Source organism: Nostoc commune NIES-4072 (genome assembly GCF_003113895.1).
GTDB lineage: Bacteria > Cyanobacteriota > Cyanobacteriia > Cyanobacteriales > Nostocaceae > Nostoc > Nostoc commune.
The window spans coordinates 4,030,819-4,050,862 of the sequence record NZ_BDUD01000001.1; the positions used below are offsets into that span (position 1 = coordinate 4,030,819).

General features: G+C 41.9%; 11 protein-coding genes. All 11 read right to left on the minus strand.

What is annotated here, in order from left to right:
* Window positions 1-7 precede the first annotated feature (7 nt).
* Complete coding sequence (locus CDC33_RS17760) at window positions 8-1,231, minus strand: glycosyltransferase (RefSeq protein ID WP_109012613.1); 1,224 nt, start codon at window positions 1,229-1,231, stop codon at window positions 8-10.
* A gap of 70 nt (window positions 1,232-1,301) precedes the next feature.
* Window positions 1,302-2,273, minus strand: a complete 972-nt coding sequence (locus CDC33_RS17765) for a class I SAM-dependent methyltransferase (protein ID WP_109009604.1) — start codon at window positions 2,271-2,273, stop codon at window positions 1,302-1,304.
* Window positions 2,274-2,376: 103 nt separating this feature from the next.
* A complete protein-coding gene (gene glf, locus CDC33_RS17770) occupies window positions 2,377-3,504 on the minus strand; it encodes a UDP-galactopyranose mutase (RefSeq protein WP_109009605.1) in 1,128 nt (375 codons plus the stop codon).
* A 34-nt stretch (window positions 3,505-3,538) separates the two neighbouring features.
* Entirely contained in the window at window positions 3,539-4,714 is a 1,176-nt protein-coding gene (locus tag CDC33_RS17775) for an MGDG synthase family glycosyltransferase (RefSeq protein ID WP_109009606.1), read from the minus strand.
* A 70-nt stretch (window positions 4,715-4,784) separates the two neighbouring features.
* Window positions 4,785-5,681, minus strand: a complete 897-nt coding sequence (locus tag CDC33_RS17780; RefSeq protein WP_109009607.1) for an SDR family NAD(P)-dependent oxidoreductase — start codon at window positions 5,679-5,681, stop codon at window positions 4,785-4,787.
* 38 nt (window positions 5,682-5,719) lie between these two features.
* A complete protein-coding gene (locus CDC33_RS17785) occupies window positions 5,720-7,585 on the minus strand; it encodes a TubC N-terminal docking domain-related protein (protein WP_109009608.1) in 1,866 nt (621 codons plus the stop codon).
* Between the two features lie 150 nt (window positions 7,586-7,735).
* Window positions 7,736-10,711: a type I polyketide synthase gene (locus CDC33_RS17790; RefSeq protein WP_109009609.1), complete on the minus strand. Its 2,976-nt coding sequence runs from the start codon at window positions 10,709-10,711 to the stop codon at window positions 7,736-7,738.
* Window positions 10,712-10,715: 4 nt separating this feature from the next.
* A complete protein-coding gene (locus CDC33_RS17795) occupies window positions 10,716-15,473 on the minus strand; it encodes a type I polyketide synthase (RefSeq protein ID WP_109009610.1) in 4,758 nt (1,585 codons plus the stop codon).
* Window positions 15,474-15,665: 192 nt separating this feature from the next.
* Entirely contained in the window at window positions 15,666-17,063 is a 1,398-nt protein-coding gene (locus tag CDC33_RS17800; RefSeq protein WP_244919260.1) for a hypothetical protein, read from the minus strand.
* 40 nt (window positions 17,064-17,103) lie between these two features.
* A complete protein-coding gene (locus tag CDC33_RS17805) occupies window positions 17,104-17,409 on the minus strand; it encodes an acyl carrier protein (RefSeq protein WP_109009611.1) in 306 nt (101 codons plus the stop codon).
* A gap of 350 nt (window positions 17,410-17,759) precedes the next feature.
* Entirely contained in the window at window positions 17,760-19,616 is a 1,857-nt protein-coding gene (locus CDC33_RS17810; RefSeq protein WP_109009612.1) for a fatty acyl-AMP ligase, read from the minus strand.
* Window positions 19,617-20,044: the final 428 nt, after the last annotated feature.

Consider the following 20,044-nt stretch of genomic DNA (forward strand, 5'->3'; position numbering starts at 1 on the left):
GCTGTTACTACCTCTGCTGGAGTGGTTCTGCCACTGTTGTTTTAGTTGTTTTATAATTATTAGCAAGAATCTTCTGTAAGATATCGGGAATTTCAAACACGGCTCTATTGTTTACCGCAGCGACATTTGCACGGTAGCGGGCGAAATTTTCCGGCTCAAGAAACTGCTCAACTGCTCGGTCAATATCTCGAAAACTGCGGATAACCAGACCTACTTGCTGGTGTTGAATCCAGTCAGTGTTGTATTGTTCCTGCGGCATTGTTGCAGCACTTCGTTCCACAATTACTGGTAGCTTCATGACTAACGCTTCACTAATACTACCAGGGCCTGGTTTACCAATCATAAAATCACTAAGATGCATATAGTAAGGAATGTCTTTTGTAAAGGTGGTGACAAACCTTTTCTGGAGACTTTGGCTCTCACGTAAAGCTAAAGCTAGTTCTTCATTGCGTCCGCAAATAAAGATGAGTTGTAGTTTTTGGTGAAAAGACTCTAGACGCTTGGCAATTTCTAGCATTGCTTTGGAGCCATTACCCCCGAATAATACAAGTCCAGTCAGACAGTCTGGATCTAAACCCAAGCGTTGCCTTTCTTGGGCGCGATCGCTGACAATTGGTTCATAAAAGCGAGGGTTAATCACCATTCCCGAAGTTTTGACGATCAGATCCTCATTTACTCCTAGAGAACGAGCTTGTTCCACTGCTTTTTGGGTGCCACAAACAACATAACTTCCCGTTTCTGGTTCTATCCAATAGGCCGACGGAAAATCAGCAAAATCTATCAGAACTGTCACTAAAGGTGTGCCTGGTTTTACTTTCTGTAAACTTTCCCAGATCATTTTATTAAACAACGGCACTACAGAAACTACTAGGTCTGGCTGTTGTTCGCGCCACTGTTCCTCAAATATCCTCACACCAGCATCGTAATTTAGTTTGATCAGTAGTTTATTGAAGGGCATTGTCAGATGGTGAATCCATGTCCAACCGCTTTGCATAATCTGGTTGAGAACTTGATCTCCACTAGTTCCGAATAACTTGTAGATATCCAGTGTCTTTTGTCCTTCAGCTAACCGCTTTGCTAATATGTCCACATCGGTAATACTAGTTTGACAGGGGAGTTGTTGCTCAATTATTGAAGATATCGCATTAGAAGTAGCGATATGCCCTCCACCACTATTTCCGGTGACAACATTGATCAAAAACTTTTTTTTGGGATATGAGGATGATTGCATTGTTTCCATAAATACAAAATATCTCTTAAAAACTAAACTTTTTTTGTTATGCTATTGAGCAAATCTCTATTCAACTAAGTTCTCCAGCGACTCCATAAGGAAGACGAGAATTGGAGTAAATGCTTTTGCGGAAGATGATGCTCATCCCAGAATAAAAATTGAGCCAATAGCCAAAAATTGCGTAAAATACGAAGAATATAAATCTGCTCGATGTCAAAACTTTCCTTGAGTTGATCGGTTCGTGAAAGACATCTACCGGGCGGCCGAGGATGCGTTGGTACTCATTGGAAACACGAGCATTTAGGGTAGGCCAGAGTGTATCATGATTAGGCCGTAATGAATCTATAAACTCCCACCCTTGACGACGCCCGAATAATTCGATGGATTCACGAGTATAAATATGAAGGTGGTACGGGACATGTACCGCGTTACAAATATCGTTTATGTCAGGTCGATTTAAGTTAAGGTTAGACGCGTTTGGTGTGCTGATCAGAATATAACCACCAGGAGCAAGCAAGTTGTTTAACTTATCTAACAAGGCATTAGGATCTTTAACATGTTCGATGACATCCTGAAGTAAAATGTAATCGAATGCTCCTTTTTGAAGCGTTGCCGGATCGCCGAAGCCGTCCTTGGTTCCGTAAGGATCATATCCGTGACAATTGGTAAAGCCTTGTTGCCGGAGGTATTGTACAAATAGGCCGTTTGCACCACAGCCATAATCGAGTATTGAGTGAGTCTTGGAAAACCCATACTTGGTAAGTTGTTTGCGTAATTTTCTGTAGAAGACGCGAAAGGGCCATGTCAATGTTGCCTGAGCAATCGGATATTTTGCGTAGTAATGATCAAGATCCACAATATCTAGACAATGAATTGTCTTGCAATCAGGACATCTCCAAACCTTAAATGTTTCATGCATAAAGGCTCTGACGTTGCATGGAAATGTAGAAAATGCAGATTCATCATTCGGATCAACGCGATAATTGCAAATCAAACATTCAAGGCGTTGCTTGGTTGTACTAACAAGTTGTTGTTGCACCATAATCTTTCTGTGAGAAAATATTAACAATTTTTTAGGGAGAATTTTAGGGAAATTCTATGTTTTTTTATCCATCACAAGTGCGATCGCATCTTTTTCGCACTTTCTACATAGAATTGGCTATTTCTTTCTCAAACAAACCAAGCGCCCGAAGCACTGCATGATCCATGTCATAGTACTTATAATCTCCAAGTCGTCCGGCAAAGAGTACTGTACCGTTGAGTTTCTCTACTTCTTTGAGGTATAAGCTCAAGCGATCGCGGCTCTCTTCATTGAGAATAGGATAATAAGGATCATTTCTCCCTGGTACATAAGCCTGGGGATATTCCATCACCAAGGTAGTTTTAGGAGATGTTTGTCCTGATAAATACTTCTGTTCAGTGATGCGAGTGATATCGTAATCGTTGGGATAGTTAACTGTACCCACTTCTTGATAATGTTCTTGATCCAAAGTATCGAATTGAAAGCGCAGACTACGATAAGGCAATTCACCATACATATAATCAAAAAAGGTGTCAATCGGCCCAGTGCAAAGTAACCGATGAAACTTAACATCTTTGATAATCTCGCGGTAATCTGCGTTTAGCAGTACCTTAATGTTGGGATGAGCAAGCATCCGCCGGAACATTTCTGTATAGCCTAGTTTAGGCATAGCCTGATAAGGGTCTTGAAAATAACGGTCATCCCGACTGATATAAACTGGAACGCGTCCCGTTACCCCCCGATCGAGATCCTCTGGTTTCATTCCCCACTGTTTGATTGTGTAATGGAGAAAAACATTTTCATAAATGTAATCAGCTAAAAAGGTGAGATCGCCACTAGCACTCTCTCGCAGTTTTAAAATAGGTACTTTCACTCCAAAACCGAAGTTTTCTAGAAGCAAATTCTCTAGCTTCTCTGCATATTTCTCAGGAAAAAGTGCATGGAGAGAATTGAGATTAAAAGGGATAGGAACTTTCTTACCCTCTAAAACTCCCAACACATGATGATAGTAATGCCTCCATTCTGTAAATTGAGAGAGATAATCCCATACTTTCTTAGACTTAGTATGAAAGATGTGAGGCCCATATTTATGAACGAGAATACCATGCTCGTTGTAGTAATCATAGGCATTACCCCCAATATGATCTCGCTGCTCTACAATTAGTACTCTCTGCCCAAGCTGAGTTGCTAGGCGTTCAGCCATTACACAGGCTGAATATCCAGCCCCTACAATCAGCCAATCAAATAGCATATTATTTCACTCCGGTTATTTTTTTCGGAATTCATCAAACTGTTGAGGATAACTGCTTATTTGTCTCAACCGTTGGAGAAGGCACAACTGAGAAGGAGTTTTCAAGTATTTGTTCCAAAATATCAACAACTTCAAATACTCCTTGATTGTTGATCGCGGCGGCGTTGGCACGGTACTGAGCTAGAGTTTCCGGTTGGATTAGCTTTGCTACAGCTTGGTTAATATCGCGGAAATCGCGGACTACAATTCCAATTTCATTTTCTGCAATCCACTCAGCCGAGGGTCGTTCTTGAAACATACTTAAGGCGTTGCAATCTGTAATTACTGGTAAGCTCATTGCCACAGCTTCGCTAACACCTACAGAGCCGGATTTACCAATAAAGAAATCCGATAGATGCATGTAGTAAGGAATTTCACTAGTAAAAGTTTCAATGTACCTTGGTAAGCGACTCTGTTGACGGCGCAAAGTATTTGCTATTTCTTCATTACGTCCGCAGATAAAAATGAGTTGTAGATTCAATGACGATTTCTCTAGAGAATCGGCAATTTCTAGCATTGCTTTTGAACCCTGACTACCAAAAGTTATTAAACCTGTTGGTAAATCTGGATTTAGACCTAAGCGTTCTCTTTCAATTTTGCGATCGCTATTTACGGGTTCAGAAAATCGAGGATGAATTACTACTCCTGAAGTGCTGAAAATTCGCTCTTGCGTATAACCCAAGTTTTTTGCTTGTTCAACTGCTCGTTGAGTAGGACATATTAAAAATTGTCCTTGTGGATCAATCCAGAAGTTGGGTGGACAATCGGCATGATCGGTCATTACCGTTGCAAAAGGCACACTAGGCGATACTGCCTGCAAGCTTTGATTAATCAGCCCGTTGATATAAGGCAGTAATGAAACCACCATATCAGGTTGATGCTGCTGCCAATATCTTTTAAAACGTCCTAGCCAAGCAAAACGAGAAAGGCGTATTTGTAATTTGAATGAGGGAACTAAGAAAGGGTCATTAATAATTTTTGCCCAGTTCTTTTTGAGTATTAGCTGATTGTAAACGTAGTGTGGAGCAGTCGTACCAATAATTTCTTTGAAAGCATCAACTATATGAATTTCCCAAGGTAATTGCCGCTTCTCGATCACTTTTTGCAAAGCATTGGCTGTGCTGCGATGACCTGCACCTAAATCATAAATCATCAAATATACTTTTTTCATGGTTTTACCATTTGGTTTGTATTTGGGTTCGGGACAATCTTGTTAAATTTGATATCTAAATTCAACAATGTTATCTTTCACTGGTTTTGTCTGATGTTGCTCCTACCATTGATTTACTTCCACTAAATTTCAACGCAACGTGCTTTTGATTCTCGATGCGGAGTTGATTGAGCTTACCTACTCCCATCCACTGATAAACTGCGTCGCCAAATAGAGGAAAAATTTGCCACAGCCCCATCAGCAGTTTTGATATAGTTTCTGTTGTCGGATCTTGATTGACAATCACTTCTGCTTGATTCTGCTTAATAGCGCGGATGACCGCTTTTGCGACATCATCTGGTGTAGATGCGCCTGCTAACTTTGGTATCGGTACGCCAGTATCGGCAATCATTCCCTCACCAGAAACATATCCCGGACAGATTGCAGAAATCTCCACGCCAGTACTAGCTAGTTCTTGTCTAAGTGCATCAGTCCATATAAGAAAACCAGCTTTGCTAGCAGAGTAAACACTGTTGTAAGGGTTTCCCTTTTTACCAGCTAGAGAAGCAATATTAACAATGTGACCCCTGTTTTGGGCTAACATCGTTGGTAGTACCAAACGACTTAATTCCATCCCCGATAGCAAGTTAATTGTTAATATTGACTGTAACTCCGCAGTTGAATAATCTTGAAATTTTTTGTATATCTCTATACCTGCGTTGTTAATCAAAATGTCAATTGGCCCTGCAAGCTGATTGATTTGCTGAATGAGGTTTGGCAGCTCCTCAAGCTTGCTGAGGTCATATTTAATACCTAACCAGCGACCTCCTAAAGCTTTGACTTCGGCAGCTACTTGATCTAATGCCTGTTGCGATCGCGAAACACCAACTATAGTTGCTTTTTCTTTTGCCAAAGCACGAGCAATAAAGACTCCTATCCCGCGTGAGGCTCCTGTCAAAAGTACTGTCTGACCTGCAATAATTGTCATGTTTGCTTAACATCCTCTTTCATTCAGTACAACTTAGTTCAGGAAGTAGCAACGTTCTCTTTGAGAGAAGGGAAATGTTTCCCACCCAGTTCAATTTGCTCCTGTTCAACTCCGGTTTTGATTCTGGCGAGTAAATATTTCCAGTCAGAAGCAATAATATTTGTGCCATGATCTGGTTCTATCAAACTGGCTAAGGCAATATTGCTGCCATATTTATTCACTAAATTGTATATACCTAAGAAATTAAAAACTCCTGATTCATAAGTTCCACAAGGAACTGAGGGATTTTGAACTCCAGTACAGTATTCATGGGGTTGCAACCACTCTTTTGAAGGATATCCGTGGAAATGAACCATTGGCATCCCATTTTCAATTAACTCTGGTGCGTATAAAGCAGCAGCCAGTGCGATCGCCACCATGACATAGATATCGTAAGATGGTTTGATCTCGCCTGCTCCAGAATCAAGTCCTTTTGGCAACTGGAGTAATAATCTGTCTTGTAATCCAATCCTAAATATGTCTGTTTCTAAATTCAGGTTTGTTTTATTTGAGCCTGAACGAGAACTAGCAAGCCAGATATCTGGTATTTGTTTAAATACGTATTTTTCGGCAATCTTGGTTTTGATATACCTTCTACCAATTTGATTCTGACGCAGTTCATCACGGCTGAATCCTGCGATCGTTGATAAGCTGTCCCACTCCCTCTCGGATATTTCTACAGCACCGATATATTGTGGCGGTTCGGCGTATGCAACAAAACCGTAAGAAACTCCGGTTCTGCCATTTATCATCCAGTCTACAATATCTCGATGGGACTTTCTTTTCATCACATCGTTAATTTTAAAACCAGAAGGTAGTAAATCTGTTGATGCTAATTCTTTACCCAATTTGACTAATTGACCTGCATAGGCAGATGCTTTCGCGTCATATTCACCAATTTCAAATCGACTTAAAGGTAATGGTTGAATTGGGACAAAGATTTTAGGAATTAAGGATTTAGAAACGAACTCATCAAGTAACTCTGTAGAAAATACTGAGTCTGAGAGGTTCATGTTTAAGATAGAGATATTGGTGTTGTCAACCCCAATCACAATTTCCGAAAAGTTCTTGATGAGGGTATTTACACCAATTGGAATTTTTTGCTGATAAGGTATTTTTGGATCGACTAGCTTTGGATTCAGTTTTGTTAAAACGATCGCTTGAGTATTTGTTGGGTCTTCAAGTGGTTGGACACTCTCTTCAGCCCAACTGATAAATTGCATGATTTTAGCAGCAGATATCGGGTTTTTGTTGAAAACAAAACGAGAATATAATCGATAGAGCAATTCTGCTAAAACTATCTTTGCTTTGCCAAACAAAGAAGGATGTTTTTCAACATCTACGACAGCATTAACACCTGATTTAATCACCCTTGTGGTAATATTCCTTTTCCAATTAATTAAAGGAATAGTAATTTCGTAGTTAAACTCTTTAGTTGCTTCTTCCCAAGATAATATCTGAACTCCGTTTTCTTGTAATTTATGTTCTAACTCTTTCCTAAACTGTAAAACTGTTTCTTCTTTATAACCATTAGGCAAAGGTCTAAAGGTAACTTTTAGCTTATTTGCCATCACTTTTGGATCGATGACAGGAGGGATAAAGCCTGTAATTTTACGACAATAACCACCAATCAAACGACCAATTGTTTGCAAACTCAGGTCTTGAGCTTTAGTTGTAGAACTATCAGTAACGACATCGTTACTATTTTGCAGAAAGGCGAGAATTTCTGTTTTGCGTTGAGCTAGTTCTGTACGGATTTCTGCTGTTAGTAATCCTTTCGGAGAATTAATCTTGAGTTTATCATTATCAGCCCACAACTGAACGCCTTGATGATTAAGATTTTCCAAAAGTTCTGATACGTTCATAGATTCACCATTTTTGTTGTTATTTAAACAGAATTCAGGGGTCAGGAATCAGAATTCAGAATGAATTATGTGTCAATAGGGTTGGCTAAAAGTAAGTTTTTTGAACGTAGACGCAAAGACGCAAAGGACGCGAAGCAAGAAATGCTTAACTTAAATTTCAAAGGTTTCTGATTCAGAAGCTTCTACTTCTTTGGCTAGATGCTGTGAAAGTGATTCTATAGTGGGATAATGCACTAAGAGAAGTGGAGACATATCAAGTCCGAGAAATTGTTTTCCAGTACTAGCAATCGCGATCGCTAGCACGGAATCTAAGCCGTAACTGTCAAAAGGTAGCCGGACATTAATTTCATCTGGTTTGACTCCCAGTTCTTGGGCAATTTGGTTAACTAACCAAGCTTGAATATCTTCTGCTGTCAGAGATTTAAGACTGAGTTGCTGCAATGTTATGTTAGTTTCCTCCTGAGTTTCGGTCTGCTGATGTTGCTTCTCTAATAGCTCAAGCAGTCTCGGCAGCAAATTCAACTCTGCTTGTGAGAGTTCTGCGGTCATTTCTAACTGCTTGACTAATTGCTTAAAGTCTGCATTACCGAGAGATTTATTCGGCGAGACGCTCTCAACTTTCTCGTGCCCATTACGATTAGCTGTAAACCAGTGGCGCTTTCGCTGCCAGGGATAGGTTGGTAATTGTAGACGTTGACGCGAGTAATCTAGGTCAAAGGCTAACCAGTCTACTTTTGCTCCATGTACATATAAAGTTCCTAAACTTTCTAGTAGCTGTTGCCAATCTTCTTTTTCTGGATGCAAACTAGGAAGGAAAACTTTTTCATTCTTAGATAAGCGATCGCTACCTATTTCTACAAATATTTCGTACCCCTGTTGAGCTAAAATATCTACGCTGGCTGCATTTACGGGTTTTCGTACTTGCTCAAACCAATACTCAGGGGTAGCTATTTCACCAGTTAGATGAGAAACTACGGGAATTCGTGGTTGAGAGTAGGTTACTTCCTTAGCGATTTTTTCAAACTCGTCTACTTGGGATTTGACAACTAACTTCAAGGCATCTTCCAAGCTGAAAACTCCAGCTACACAAGCAGCAACGTATTCCCCGACATCGTTACCCATAACTGTGGTGGGTTGTATACCCCAGGATTTCCATAACTGGAAAAGGGCATACTCTAGGGCGAAGAGGGCAGGGGGGGCAGGGGGAGCAGGGGAGGCAGGGGGGGATTGAGAGAAAATTGTCTCTAGTAATGGTTGCTCTAAGTAAGGACGCAGGATTTGATCGCAATGGTCGAGAGCAGCACGGAAGGTAGGTTGAGTTTCGTAGAGTTTACGCCCCATTCCTAGATGCTGGTAGCTCACGCCTGTGAAAATGAAGGCTATTTTAGGAGAACCTGCGACTTTTCCTTTAAATAAGCCTGCTACTTCTTGCCCAGCGCGGAAGGCGGCTAGCTTTTCATAAAGTTCGGTAGTTGAAGATGCTACCACACTTAACCGATGCTGAAAGTGCGATCGCCCGCTATTGGCACTAAAGCAGATATCTCCTAAAGCTAAGTCTGGGTTAGCAGCCAAGTGCTTCTCATACCGTTCGGCTAACTGAATTAGAGCTTCGTCTGTCTTCGCTGATAGTGCTAGTAAATGTAGGGGGCGCTCTATGGATTTTGGATTTTGGATTTTGGATTTTGGAACATTTTGACCAGTATCACCCAATCTAAAATCTAAAATCGGCAATCTAAAATCAGATGGAGCCTCTTCTAAAATCACATGAGCGTTAGTGCCGCTAAAGCCAAAAGTATTAACTCCCGCCAGTCGGCTCTTTGCTCCTACAGTCCAGGGCATTCGCTCAGTCGGAACTTTTAGCCTGAATTCATCCCATTTAATGTTAGGATTAGGCTGCTGAAAATGCAGATGCGGTGGGATTTCTCCATGTTGCAAAGCCAGCACCACCTTAATTAAACTGGCGATCCCAGAAGCGGGTTCTAAGTGACCAATGTTGGTTTTTACTGAACCAATAACTAAAGGTTGATCTTGAGGACGATTCTTACCAAATATCGCCCCCAAAGCTGCCACCTCAATCGGTTCTCCAACTGATGTCCCTGTACCCTGAACTTCTACATAGTCAATCTCGGCTGAGTCTACGCCACTATTTTCTAAAGCTTGGCGAATCGTAGCTTGCTGAGACATCCCATTAGGAGCAATCAAGCTACTACTACGCCCATTGTGATTCACCGCAGAACCCCGAATCAAGGCTAAGATATTATCCCCGTCAGCTAAAGCATCTTTGAGGCGCTTGAGGACGACGACACCACACCCTTCTCCTTTGACAAAGCCATTGGCAGCAGCATCAAAGGTTTGGCAGCGACCGTTAGGATTTAACATCCGTGACTTGGAGAGAGCAATGCTGGTGTCTGGGACGAGATTCAAGCCAACTCCGCCAGCTAAGGCTAGATTGCATTCACCCAGCCGCAAACTTTGACAAGCCAAATGTACTGAAACTAATGAAGAAGAACAAGAAGTATCGATCGCCATACTTGGGCCTTTTAGCCCTAAAATATACGACAAGCGCCCAGCCGCTACACTCAAGGAGTTACCGATCGCACTAAAAGCGTCGATTTGGGTGGAGTCTCCTACTGACGACATTACCTTGCTGTAATCATTGAGGTAAATGCCGATAAACACTCCTGTAGAACTGTTATACAAATGCTCTGGTGCAAGAGTTGCATTTTCTAAAGCCTCCCAACCAACCTCTAGTAAGAGCCGTTGTTGGGGATCTATACTTGCTGCTTCTCTCGCTGAAATCCCAAAAAATTCAGGGTTAAACCCATCTACCTGAGTCAAAAAACCGCCTTTGCGGGTACACACCTTGCCAGGAGCATCAGGATCTGGATCATATAATTTTTCAATATCCCAGCGATCGGCAGGAACTTCAGTAATGGCATCAACTCCATTGCGTAACAGTTGCCAGAAAGCCTCTGGATTGTCAGCACCGGGAAATCGGCAACCCATGCCAATAATTGCAATTGGTTCTCGTTTGGCGTACTCTAGCTGGTTAACTTTGGCTTGCAGGTCTTCAATCGCCCGAAGCGCCCGCTTGATGGGTGATACATTATTTTCTTGTTCTGACATCTCTTCAGTACCTCATGCTATTTAATTTACCAAGCAGCAGTGCTTCGGCTTCGCTGTCTGATAAATCGTCTAAATATGACTCAGTTACAACTTGCTCCTTATGGTTGGTTTCTTGTGATTCGACAGCAGATTCATCAGAAATTAAAGATGCAATCGCATCTTTTAGTAGATAATCAACAAGCGCCTCAATTGTGGGATAGTCAAAAACTAAAGTTGAAGGTAGAGAACAACTTAGAGTGCTTTCCAAACGGTTCTTTAACTCCACTGCCATCAGAGAATCCATGCCGAGATCAAGAAAACCTTGTTGCGGCTCTAATTCCGATGCATCAATCCCTAAAAGTTTAACAAGTTCAGTTTGGATGTGAGCAATTAAAAGAGGTTGCCGCTCGTTTACAGGGGTTGCTTCTAACTGTTGTAAAAATTTTGTTCGTTGCAACGATGGTTTTTTATCTATGGCAATGAAAGATTCCAAAAATGGTGAAACCACACCTTCAGGAAATTGTTCGCAGAACTTAGACCAGTTGACTGGCAATACTCCTACCTGGCTTCTATCCTGTCCTAGCAAATTTCCTAATATCTGCAATCCCTGTTCTAATGGTATAGACTCCATTCCTTGAGCTGCTAATCTCGCTTGATCGCGGTTTCCCAGACTTGTAGCCATGCCAGCATCTTTCCAAAGTCCCCAGTTGATGCTTAATCCTGGTAGTCCTGATGCTCGGCGATAATCGGTTAACGCATCCATGAAAGCATTGGCGGCTGCATAATTTCCTTGACCTGGCGAACCTAATAACGCCGCAGCCGAGGAAAATGTAACAAAGAAATCCAGTTGTAACTGCTGGCTCAATGTGTGCAGAATCCAAGTTCCTCTAACCTTTGCTGCCATAACTTGCTCGAAGGACTTCCACTCCTGCTGTCGAAGGATGCCATCGTGGAGCATACCAGCAGCGTGGATAATTCCTCCCAGAGGTGGCATCGAGGTTTTAATTTCCTCGAATACTCTGACCATATCGCTCCAGTGGGCGACATCAGCAGTGGCGATCGCTACCTTTGCTCCCAGATTTTCCATCTGAACGATCGCTTGGAGTACTTCAGCTGATGCCTGTTTGCGCCCAGTCAGCATTAAATGCCGCGCCCCTTGCTCTACCATCCACTGTGCTACTTTTAGACCTAATGCTCCCAACCCTCCAGTAACCAAATATGTGCTATCTGATTGCAGAGATATTGAACGAGCCTCTGATACTTCGCTGCGGATGAGACGAGCCACATAACGCCGTCCTTCTCGGAAGGCGATTTGGTCTTCCCCTTGAGAATCCCGAATCTCTGCTAACAGATTTACTGCTTCATCTGTGGGAGCATCGGCAGCCAAATCTAGTAGTCCTCCCCACAACTTGGGATGCTCTAAAGCAATAACTTTACCCAATCCCCACAAAGAAGCCTGGGCTGGTGCTTGCAATGAGGATACTGCTGGTACTGCTCCTCTAGTTACTAACCACAAACGGGGCGAAGCGAGGCGTGAGGCAAGAGCTTGCACTAGATGCAAGGTACTGGCACAACCAAGAACCTGAATCTTTTCTATTAAAGGGACGGTTAATTCTGAAGTCAATCCTGCTTCTAAACTCCACAGGTGAACAACTCCTTTTAACGGTAAGTTGTTAGTTCCCACTACCTCTTGCACAAGCTGCTCAAAATCGGCTGGGTTCGATGGGTTAACACTCCAAGTTCCAGGCTGTTTAACTTCATAGCTGTCCCCAGGATAGACCAGAAAACAATTTTCACCCTGCTTTTGTAAAAGATGGGCTAGAGCTTGTCCAACACCCGATCTGTCAGCTAAAATCAGCCAACTACCAGGTTCTTGAGCGCTGATTTGTGTCAACTGACGTGGCTTAGGCTGCCAACTAACTTCGTAGAGCCAATCTTTGTAGGATGCTGCTGTTAGTTGTTGTTGATGTTGCTTGGCTAATATGTCTAGCAGCTTAGGGAGTACTTTGATTTCTTCTTCTGAGAATTGTGTTGCAGTTTGTAAGTATTTGGCTAGTTCTTGAGTCTCCCCTTGATGTAAAAGATTGAAGATTTGAGTCTGAATCCGATCTGGGGATAAAGACTCTGTTTTTGAATCCCCATTCTTAACTTGTTCAAACCAATAGCGCTGGCGTTGAAATGGGTAATTTGGTAAAACAACTCGACGACGGGCATAGTCTCGATCAAAGCCATTCCAATCTACGATCGCACCCTTAATGTACAATGTCGCCAAACTGTCAAGGATTTGTTGCCAATCTTCACGCCCAGTCCGCAGGCTAGGCAGCCAAGTTCCCTCTCCCTCCGGCAAACAATAACGACCCATTCCCATGAGTATAGGCTTGGGGCCAATCTCGACAAATATCTTGTAGCCCCTCTGATACAGCGACTCCATACTGTCTGCAAATCTTACTGGCTGCCGCACATGATTGCACCAATACTCAGGGGTAGCCATTTCATCTGTAATTGGTTGACCAGTGAGATTGGAAATTAGACTAATTTTAGGTGAAGAGTAGGTAATATTTTTAGCTACTTGCTCAAACTCACCTAGCATTGGTTCCATTAAGGGAGAGTGGAAAGCATGAGAAACTTGTAACTTTTTCGTCGTGATTCCTTGTGTCCGCAGAATGTTGGTGACTATTTCTATAACGTCGCGATCGCCAGAAATTACTATATTCTTAGGGCCATTAATCGCAGCGATGGCTACTTGGGCATAAGGTTGAATAATTGAGGTTACTAAAGCTTCCGACGCAATTACCGCCACCATCTCACCATCTTGGGGCAATGCCTGCATGAGACGAGCGCGTTCGGCAATTAACTTTAGACCATCTTCTAAACTAAATATCCCGGCAATACAAGCAGCTGCATATTCACCTACACTATGCCCCATCACTGCATCTGGTTTGATCCCCCAGGATTCCCATAACTGAAATAGAGCATATTCCAGAGCAAACAAGGCTGGTTGAGTATAAGCAGTTTCATCTAAAGGCGAAGATTTGCCAGCTTCGGGATAAAGAATCTCTACTAAAGGCTGCTTAAGATATGGATGCAGAATTTGGGCGCATTTGTCAATAGCTTCCCTAAAAATCGGTTGGGTATCGTAGAGTTGACGGCCCATACCGACATACTGCGATCCCTGACCGGTGAATAAAAATGCTAGCTTCGGCAACTTCTTTTTCTTTAATTGCCCACTCCTAAGACCGGAAGTATCTTCTCCAGCGCCAAAAGCACTCAATTGCTGACACATTTGGACAGCAGATTCACCAACAACAGCCAAGCGATGCTCAAAATGCGATCGCCCCGTATTTCCACTAAAGCAGACATCCGCCAACGATACTTCTGGATGAGACGCAAAGAAATCTTGATACTCTTGTGCTAGTTCCACTAGAGCTGGAGCAGTTTTCGCCGATAGGGTCAGAATATGCTGGGGTCGTTCTATAGAACCAGTATTCCCCAATCTAAAATTAGATGGTGATTCTTCTAAAATTATGTGACAATTGGTGCCACCGAAACTAAAAGCACTGACTCCTGCCAAGCGACTTTCAGAGGAAGACCAAGGCTGACGCTCAACTGGAATGGCAAAGGGTGTGCCTTCCAGAGAAATATAAGGATTAAGCTGCTTAAGATGCAGATGAGGCGCAATTTCCCGTTGCTGCATTTGTAAGACCACCTTGATCAGGCCAGCCATACCAGCAGCACCTTCTAAATGACCAATGTTGGTCTTGACTGAGCCAATCCAACAGGGTTGATCTGGGGAACGACCTTCCATCAATACAGCTTTGAGGGATTTGACTTCAATGGGATCTCCTAAAGAAGTGCCAGTCCCGTGAGCTTCTACATAGCTAATCTGCGCTGGGGCGACTCCAGCCTGTTCTAAGGCTTGGCGAATAACTGCTTGCTGGGAAGGCCCATTGGGAGCTGTCAGTCCATTACTTGTACCATCTTGGTTAATTGCCGAGCCTCTAATTAGCGCCAAAATGTTGTCTCCATCACGCACGGCATCTTCTAGACGCTTAAGTACGACAACGCCGCAACCTTCTCCTCTGCTATAACCATCAGCACTAGCGTCAAAGGTCTTACAGCGACCGTCAGGAGCCATCATCTGAGCTTGGGAGCAAGAAATTGCAGGCTCTGGAGCTAACATTAAGTTAACTCCTCCAGCTAGGCAGAGATTGGACTCTCCGTTTCGTAAACTCTGGCAAGCTAAATGAATTGCTACTAATGATGAAGAACAAGCTGTATCTATAGCTATACTGGGGCCACGCAGATTTAGCAAGTAGGATAGACGATTGGCGGCAATGCAAGGAGTAGTCCCCGTAGCACTATATGCACCGATTTGGGAAGAGTCTTTGTAGATCAGTTTGTGGTAGTCAGCGTTGGTAACACCGATGAACACACCTGTTTGGCTACCAGCTAGAGTTTTTGGTACAAGTCCAGTATTTTCTAAAGCTTCCCAAGCTACTTCCAAGACTAATCTTTGCTGGGGGTCTAGATGTTCTGCCTCGCGGGCAGAAATTCCAAAAAAGTTGGGATCAAACAAATCTACTTGATCTAAAAAACCGCCCGAACGGGAGTTCATTTTTCCTGGTGTCGCTGGCTTAGATTCATAAAAGGCGTTTATATCCCATCGTTCTGGTGGTACTTGTGCGATCGCATCTACTCCATCACGCAAGAGATGCCAAAACAACTCAGGATTTTTAGCTTTGGGAAAACGGCAACCAATGCCAACAATTGCTATGGCTTCCATCAAAATATTATGCCTCTTTTTAACTAATTACTAATTCGTAGTTAATAATTTAATTACGAATTGTGAATTAGGGATTTCCAAGAAATAAATTACCCAAATAAACCTAGACGCCGAGAACACAGAGAACACACAGGAATAAAGAAGAGAGAGTTTTTTGGATATTTTTTATTTGGAAGTCCCTTACGGATTGCTTTAAGTGTCTTGAGCTATAACCGATTTTTTGAACTCTTTAAAGACCGGAATATTGTTTTGAATTGCTTTGTCAATTGAGGCTCCAGCAGCCATAATCCCCATGTTACGGTTGACAGACCACTGATAGTCTAGGCGATTAAATAATCTCCGCATCAATTCCAAAAGACTTTGATGATATTTAAGCCCGGTTTGGAAACCTTCATGTTCTTGGCAGAAGCATTTTTCCATCCAATCAAGTGCTTCTTTTGTTTCCATATCAAATAAAGGAGACTTTAAGAGCTTGTAGTAAAAGAGCATCAACATCTGGTCATCATAAACACAACGACCTGGTAATACTCCAGAAAGTCCGCTCAAAAGGTTGCGTTGGATTTGATAGACTATCGAACCAGAGATAAATTTCTCGTAAGCAGTTGGCTTGGGGAAATCCTTATACATATCTCTGGCAATGGTTTGAGAGATTGTTGTATGGAAAGCCTCGTCCAATAAGTGGTAATAAGAAACAGCTGTTGGAGCCGGAATATACTCGCCTTTTTGCTCTAACTCTCGGTAATACCTGACATAAGGATATTCCTGATTCTTGAGAATCGCATTAGCCGTATAGCGCAAGGAATAGTATTGACACGCCATAAACGGCGACATACCCCAGTGAACAGTAAAAAACCGTAACCAGTGGCGGGGTGCGATTCGTCCTGCTAGTCCATCTGCTGGTGCAGGAATCGGCTCACCTTTTTCTTCTAAATTTCTCAAATACTGAGAGTAATACTGTTTTTTATCGCTCAACATTGTCTTAGCGATCGCGCTTAAGGTATTATCTCGCTGTATTGAAAAGGGAGAACTTCCTTGATTAGAGGTGAAATACTCTCGCACAGGTTGAGGAATCAAAAGATTAAGCCAACTACTGTTGTCTTTTGCTGTTTTGCCATAAAGGGAATTACCCAATATGGTTTTACCAACAATCGCCATTTTCGATTTGTAGCCGATCTTTTGAAAGGTACGAATGTGGTAGCTTTCCTGCTCGGTTTCAAAGTCCAGTTCATCACAAAGCGTTTCATAACCACCAACGGCACGAAAAACACCAGACGTGACCATGTTGTAAATACTTGTACTGGCTTCGCTAACAGCAGTATGGTTATAATTTCCAACCCAATAAAGATGGTTAAGGGCTAGTTTTTGGGTTTCAGAAGCAGCATCATAAAGAGGAGTCCCATACAGAAGCGAAAGGTCAGGTTTACTCCAATAATAATTGCTGTTTTTGGCGTAATTAAATTCGTTACCCAGTTCTTTGAGTTTCTCAGTATAATCTGAGTCTTTATTATTTTGGTAAGTTTTTTCAATCCGATGGAAGTGCGTTGGTTCCTGCGCTTCTAACGGTTCGAGAGTCTTATTTAGAGTTACCATGATTTTCTCCTGAATGCACTAAATATGAAGAGAATTGAGATTATTTTTCAACTTTTAACTCTGAGACTAAATGCTTAACTAGAGCCTCAACAGTTGGGTAATCATATAGTAGGGTTGGATCGAGTTCACATCCCAACCAGTCTTCTAAGTCACCTGTCAAACCGACTGCTGCTGAAGAGTCTAATCCATAGCGGTCAAAAGGTATTGTGACTTCGATTTCGTCTGAATCAACTTCCAGCAAGTCAGCTAGATATAAAACTATCCACGCTTGAATTTCTGCTGCTGTTGGGATCTGCTTCAGTGCAATTGTAGATGTGGTATTCAATTCCAGATTTTGCATTGTCATGGTTTAACTCCTTGTGTCTGTAAATGTTTTAACAATCAAATGAAATGTGTTCAGTTTTTTACTGCAACCATAGCTGTTTTGGAGATATTTATATTCCAAACCAAGCTAAAAAACTCTAGAAAATAAATGATCCCGGTATCTGGAGCTATCTGCTACTACTGCGACTCAACTATTGGAAATGTATGATAGTTTTTAATCTAACTACCTATAGATAAACCTCTAGAGAGTTTGCAGGTATTTATTTGGGATCGCTTTCTTCTGCTTCTGAAGGGATTTAACAAAACTCATCTTGTATGTCTGCTATTGAGTTGGGTTGGTATGAATTTTTTCCTGGATAATTTGATTGCTGTTTATAGCTGGTTAGTAGGTGTTAACTGCCTTAAAACAGAATCAACCTCTGCTTCTAGATCCTTAAACTTAGCTTTGTTCTGAGGATTCTCACTCCAATCCTCCATGACATCCAAGGTGCCAGCAAGAAATGCAGTTCTACAAGCTTGACGGCGAATTTTGCCACTAGAGGTTTTGGGAATACTTCCAGTCTTGATGAGTACCGTAGCGAATATATCTAGTCCATGCTGTGCAATCACTGCTTGTCTTACATTTCCCAGAATTTCTTGAACGTTTAACTTACGTAAGTAACTACGCTCTACCTCCTGAACAATAACTAGTCGCTCAGAACCCTTGAAATCAACGGAAAATGCGGCTCCTGAAGCAGGTTTCAGGGCTGGATGGCTCTTTTCAACAGTCAGTTCAATATCTTGGGGATAATGATTTTGCCCTCTGATGATAATTACATCTTTGAGTCTCCCTGTGATAAACAACTCCCCATCTTGCAAAAATCCTAAATCTCCAGTGCGAAAAAACGGGATTGAGGTTTCAGCATCGCTTATATCTGTATCTGCTAAGTAGGCACGGAAAGCCTTTTCTGTCTCTTCAGGTTGATTCCAATAACCTTGAGCAACACTTGGGCCTGCTACCCAGATTTCCCCTACTTGCTCAGGTGCACATATCGTTAAAGATTGGGGATCAACAATGATCACCTTCTGATCAGAAGGACTTTGCCCACAACCTACTATTGTCTGGATATCTCCCTGACTCTTATGCTGCTTAACAATTCGGTTTTGCTCTAATGCCGCTTTATCTACATTGCAAGTGATTGGTAAAGCTGTTTTCTCACCTCCGCTTACTATCAGAGTGGTTTCTGCCATACCGTAGCAGGGATAAAATGCTTCTTTGCGAAAGCCACAAGGTGCAAAAGTTGAAGCAAACTGTTCTAAAGTCTCAGCACGGACAGGTTCAGCACCGGTAAAAGCAACCTCCCAACTGCTGAGATCGAGAGTTGCTAACTGTTCGGGTGTCACCTTGCGAATGCAAAGATCATAAGCAAAATTTGGCCCGCCACTAGTTGTAGCTTTGTAGTGAGATATTGCTTGTAACCAACGAATTGGTTTTTGAAGAAACTCTACTGGAGACATCAGAATGCAAGGAACTCCTAAATACAGGGGTTGCAAGACATTTCCAATGAGTCCCATATCATGGAAGACAGGTAACCAACCAACAACGATAGTTTTGTTTGTATGTCCGAAAGCTTTCTCGATCATCCGCTCGTTATGCAGCAGATTCCCATGACTGATCATCACCCCCTTTGGCGTCCCTGTAGAGCCAGATGTGTATTGGAGGAAAGCTAAGGTATCACCGGTCAATTCCTGCGGTTGCCATGCTTGCGCTAGATCGTTACTCAACTCATCGGTAGCTAGCCAATGCAATCCCGAAATTTCTAAATCCTCTTGATTAGAACTAGTTTGGAGGTTATCTAAAATAGATTTAGAAGTCAGTACAATTTTGGCTTGGGCATCTGCGGCTATTGCCTGCAACCTAGACAATTTTTGATTTCGTCTGGGTGGATATGCAGGAACAGCAATAACGCCGGCATATAAACATCCAAAGAAAGCAGCGATAAAATCTAGACCCGGTTGATATAGCAGCAAAGCACGTTCACCGCCAAGATTTAGAGCCTGGAGACTAGCTGCGATCGCTTGTGCTTGCACATGTAACTCTTTATAAGTCAACGATGCTGCTTCTGTCTCTATACTTTGTAAAAAAGTATAAGCTTTTTGTTCAGACTGGTTTTTTGCTCTATAAATCAGCAATTCAACTAACGTTGAAAACTGATGCGGACTTATCACGCTGTTGGAATAAACACTCATTCAATGTGCCTCTATATATTCAATTACAGTTATTTTTCAGACGGATATCATCTTGAATCTGCGTCAGAAATTTAGGGCGATCGCATGATGTCAATCATGATGTCAATAAGACTATCTTATTTTTTAAATATTCTAAGTTAATCTCGCTAAAACCTGTTCATTAACAAATATTTAAATGATAGGTTTAAAGCTTAGAAAATAAATCAAATTACAACAAATAGTGATTTATTCATTGCTGATTAATATTTCTTATCATCTAAATTAATTTAGATGGGTTTCACCGATTTCAAAAATCAGAGATTACTTTTGTTTTTGTTTGATGCATTTAGAATATAGGTATTTCTTCTATAAGTCAACACACCATTTAAAATTTTCTAACAAATCCCTCTATTGATATAGATTTATCTCTCTTAACAATGTATTTAGCA

What these genes read in the sequence shown, in the direction of transcription:
- CDC33_RS17760 (WP_109012613.1), bottom strand. Translation starts at nt 1,231, where the DNA reads ATGCAATCATCCTCATATCCCAAAAAAAAGTTTTTGATCAATGTTGTC.
- CDC33_RS17765 (WP_109009604.1), bottom strand. Translation starts at nt 2,273, where the DNA reads ATGGTGCAACAACAACTTGTTAGTACAACCAAGCAACGCCTTGAATGT.
- glf (WP_109009605.1), bottom strand. Translation starts at nt 3,504, where the DNA reads ATGCTATTTGATTGGCTGATTGTAGGGGCTGGATATTCAGCCTGTGTA.
- CDC33_RS17775 (WP_109009606.1), bottom strand. Translation starts at nt 4,714, where the DNA reads ATGAAAAAAGTATATTTGATGATTTATGATTTAGGTGCAGGTCATCGC.
- CDC33_RS17780 (WP_109009607.1), bottom strand. Translation starts at nt 5,681, where the DNA reads ATGACAATTATTGCAGGTCAGACAGTACTTTTGACAGGAGCCTCACGC.
- CDC33_RS17785 (WP_109009608.1), bottom strand. Translation starts at nt 7,585, where the DNA reads ATGAACGTATCAGAACTTTTGGAAAATCTTAATCATCAAGGCGTTCAG.
- CDC33_RS17790 (WP_109009609.1), bottom strand. Translation starts at nt 10,711, where the DNA reads ATGTCAGAACAAGAAAATAATGTATCACCCATCAAGCGGGCGCTTCGG.
- CDC33_RS17795 (WP_109009610.1), bottom strand. Translation starts at nt 15,473, where the DNA reads ATGGAAGCCATAGCAATTGTTGGCATTGGTTGCCGTTTTCCCAAAGCT.
- CDC33_RS17800 (WP_244919260.1), bottom strand. Translation starts at nt 17,063, where the DNA reads ATGGTAACTCTAAATAAGACTCTCGAACCGTTAGAAGCGCAGGAACCA.
- CDC33_RS17805 (WP_109009611.1), bottom strand. Translation starts at nt 17,409, where the DNA reads ATGACAATGCAAAATCTGGAATTGAATACCACATCTACAATTGCACTG.
- CDC33_RS17810 (WP_109009612.1), bottom strand. Translation starts at nt 19,616, where the DNA reads ATGAGTGTTTATTCCAACAGCGTGATAAGTCCGCATCAGTTTTCAACG.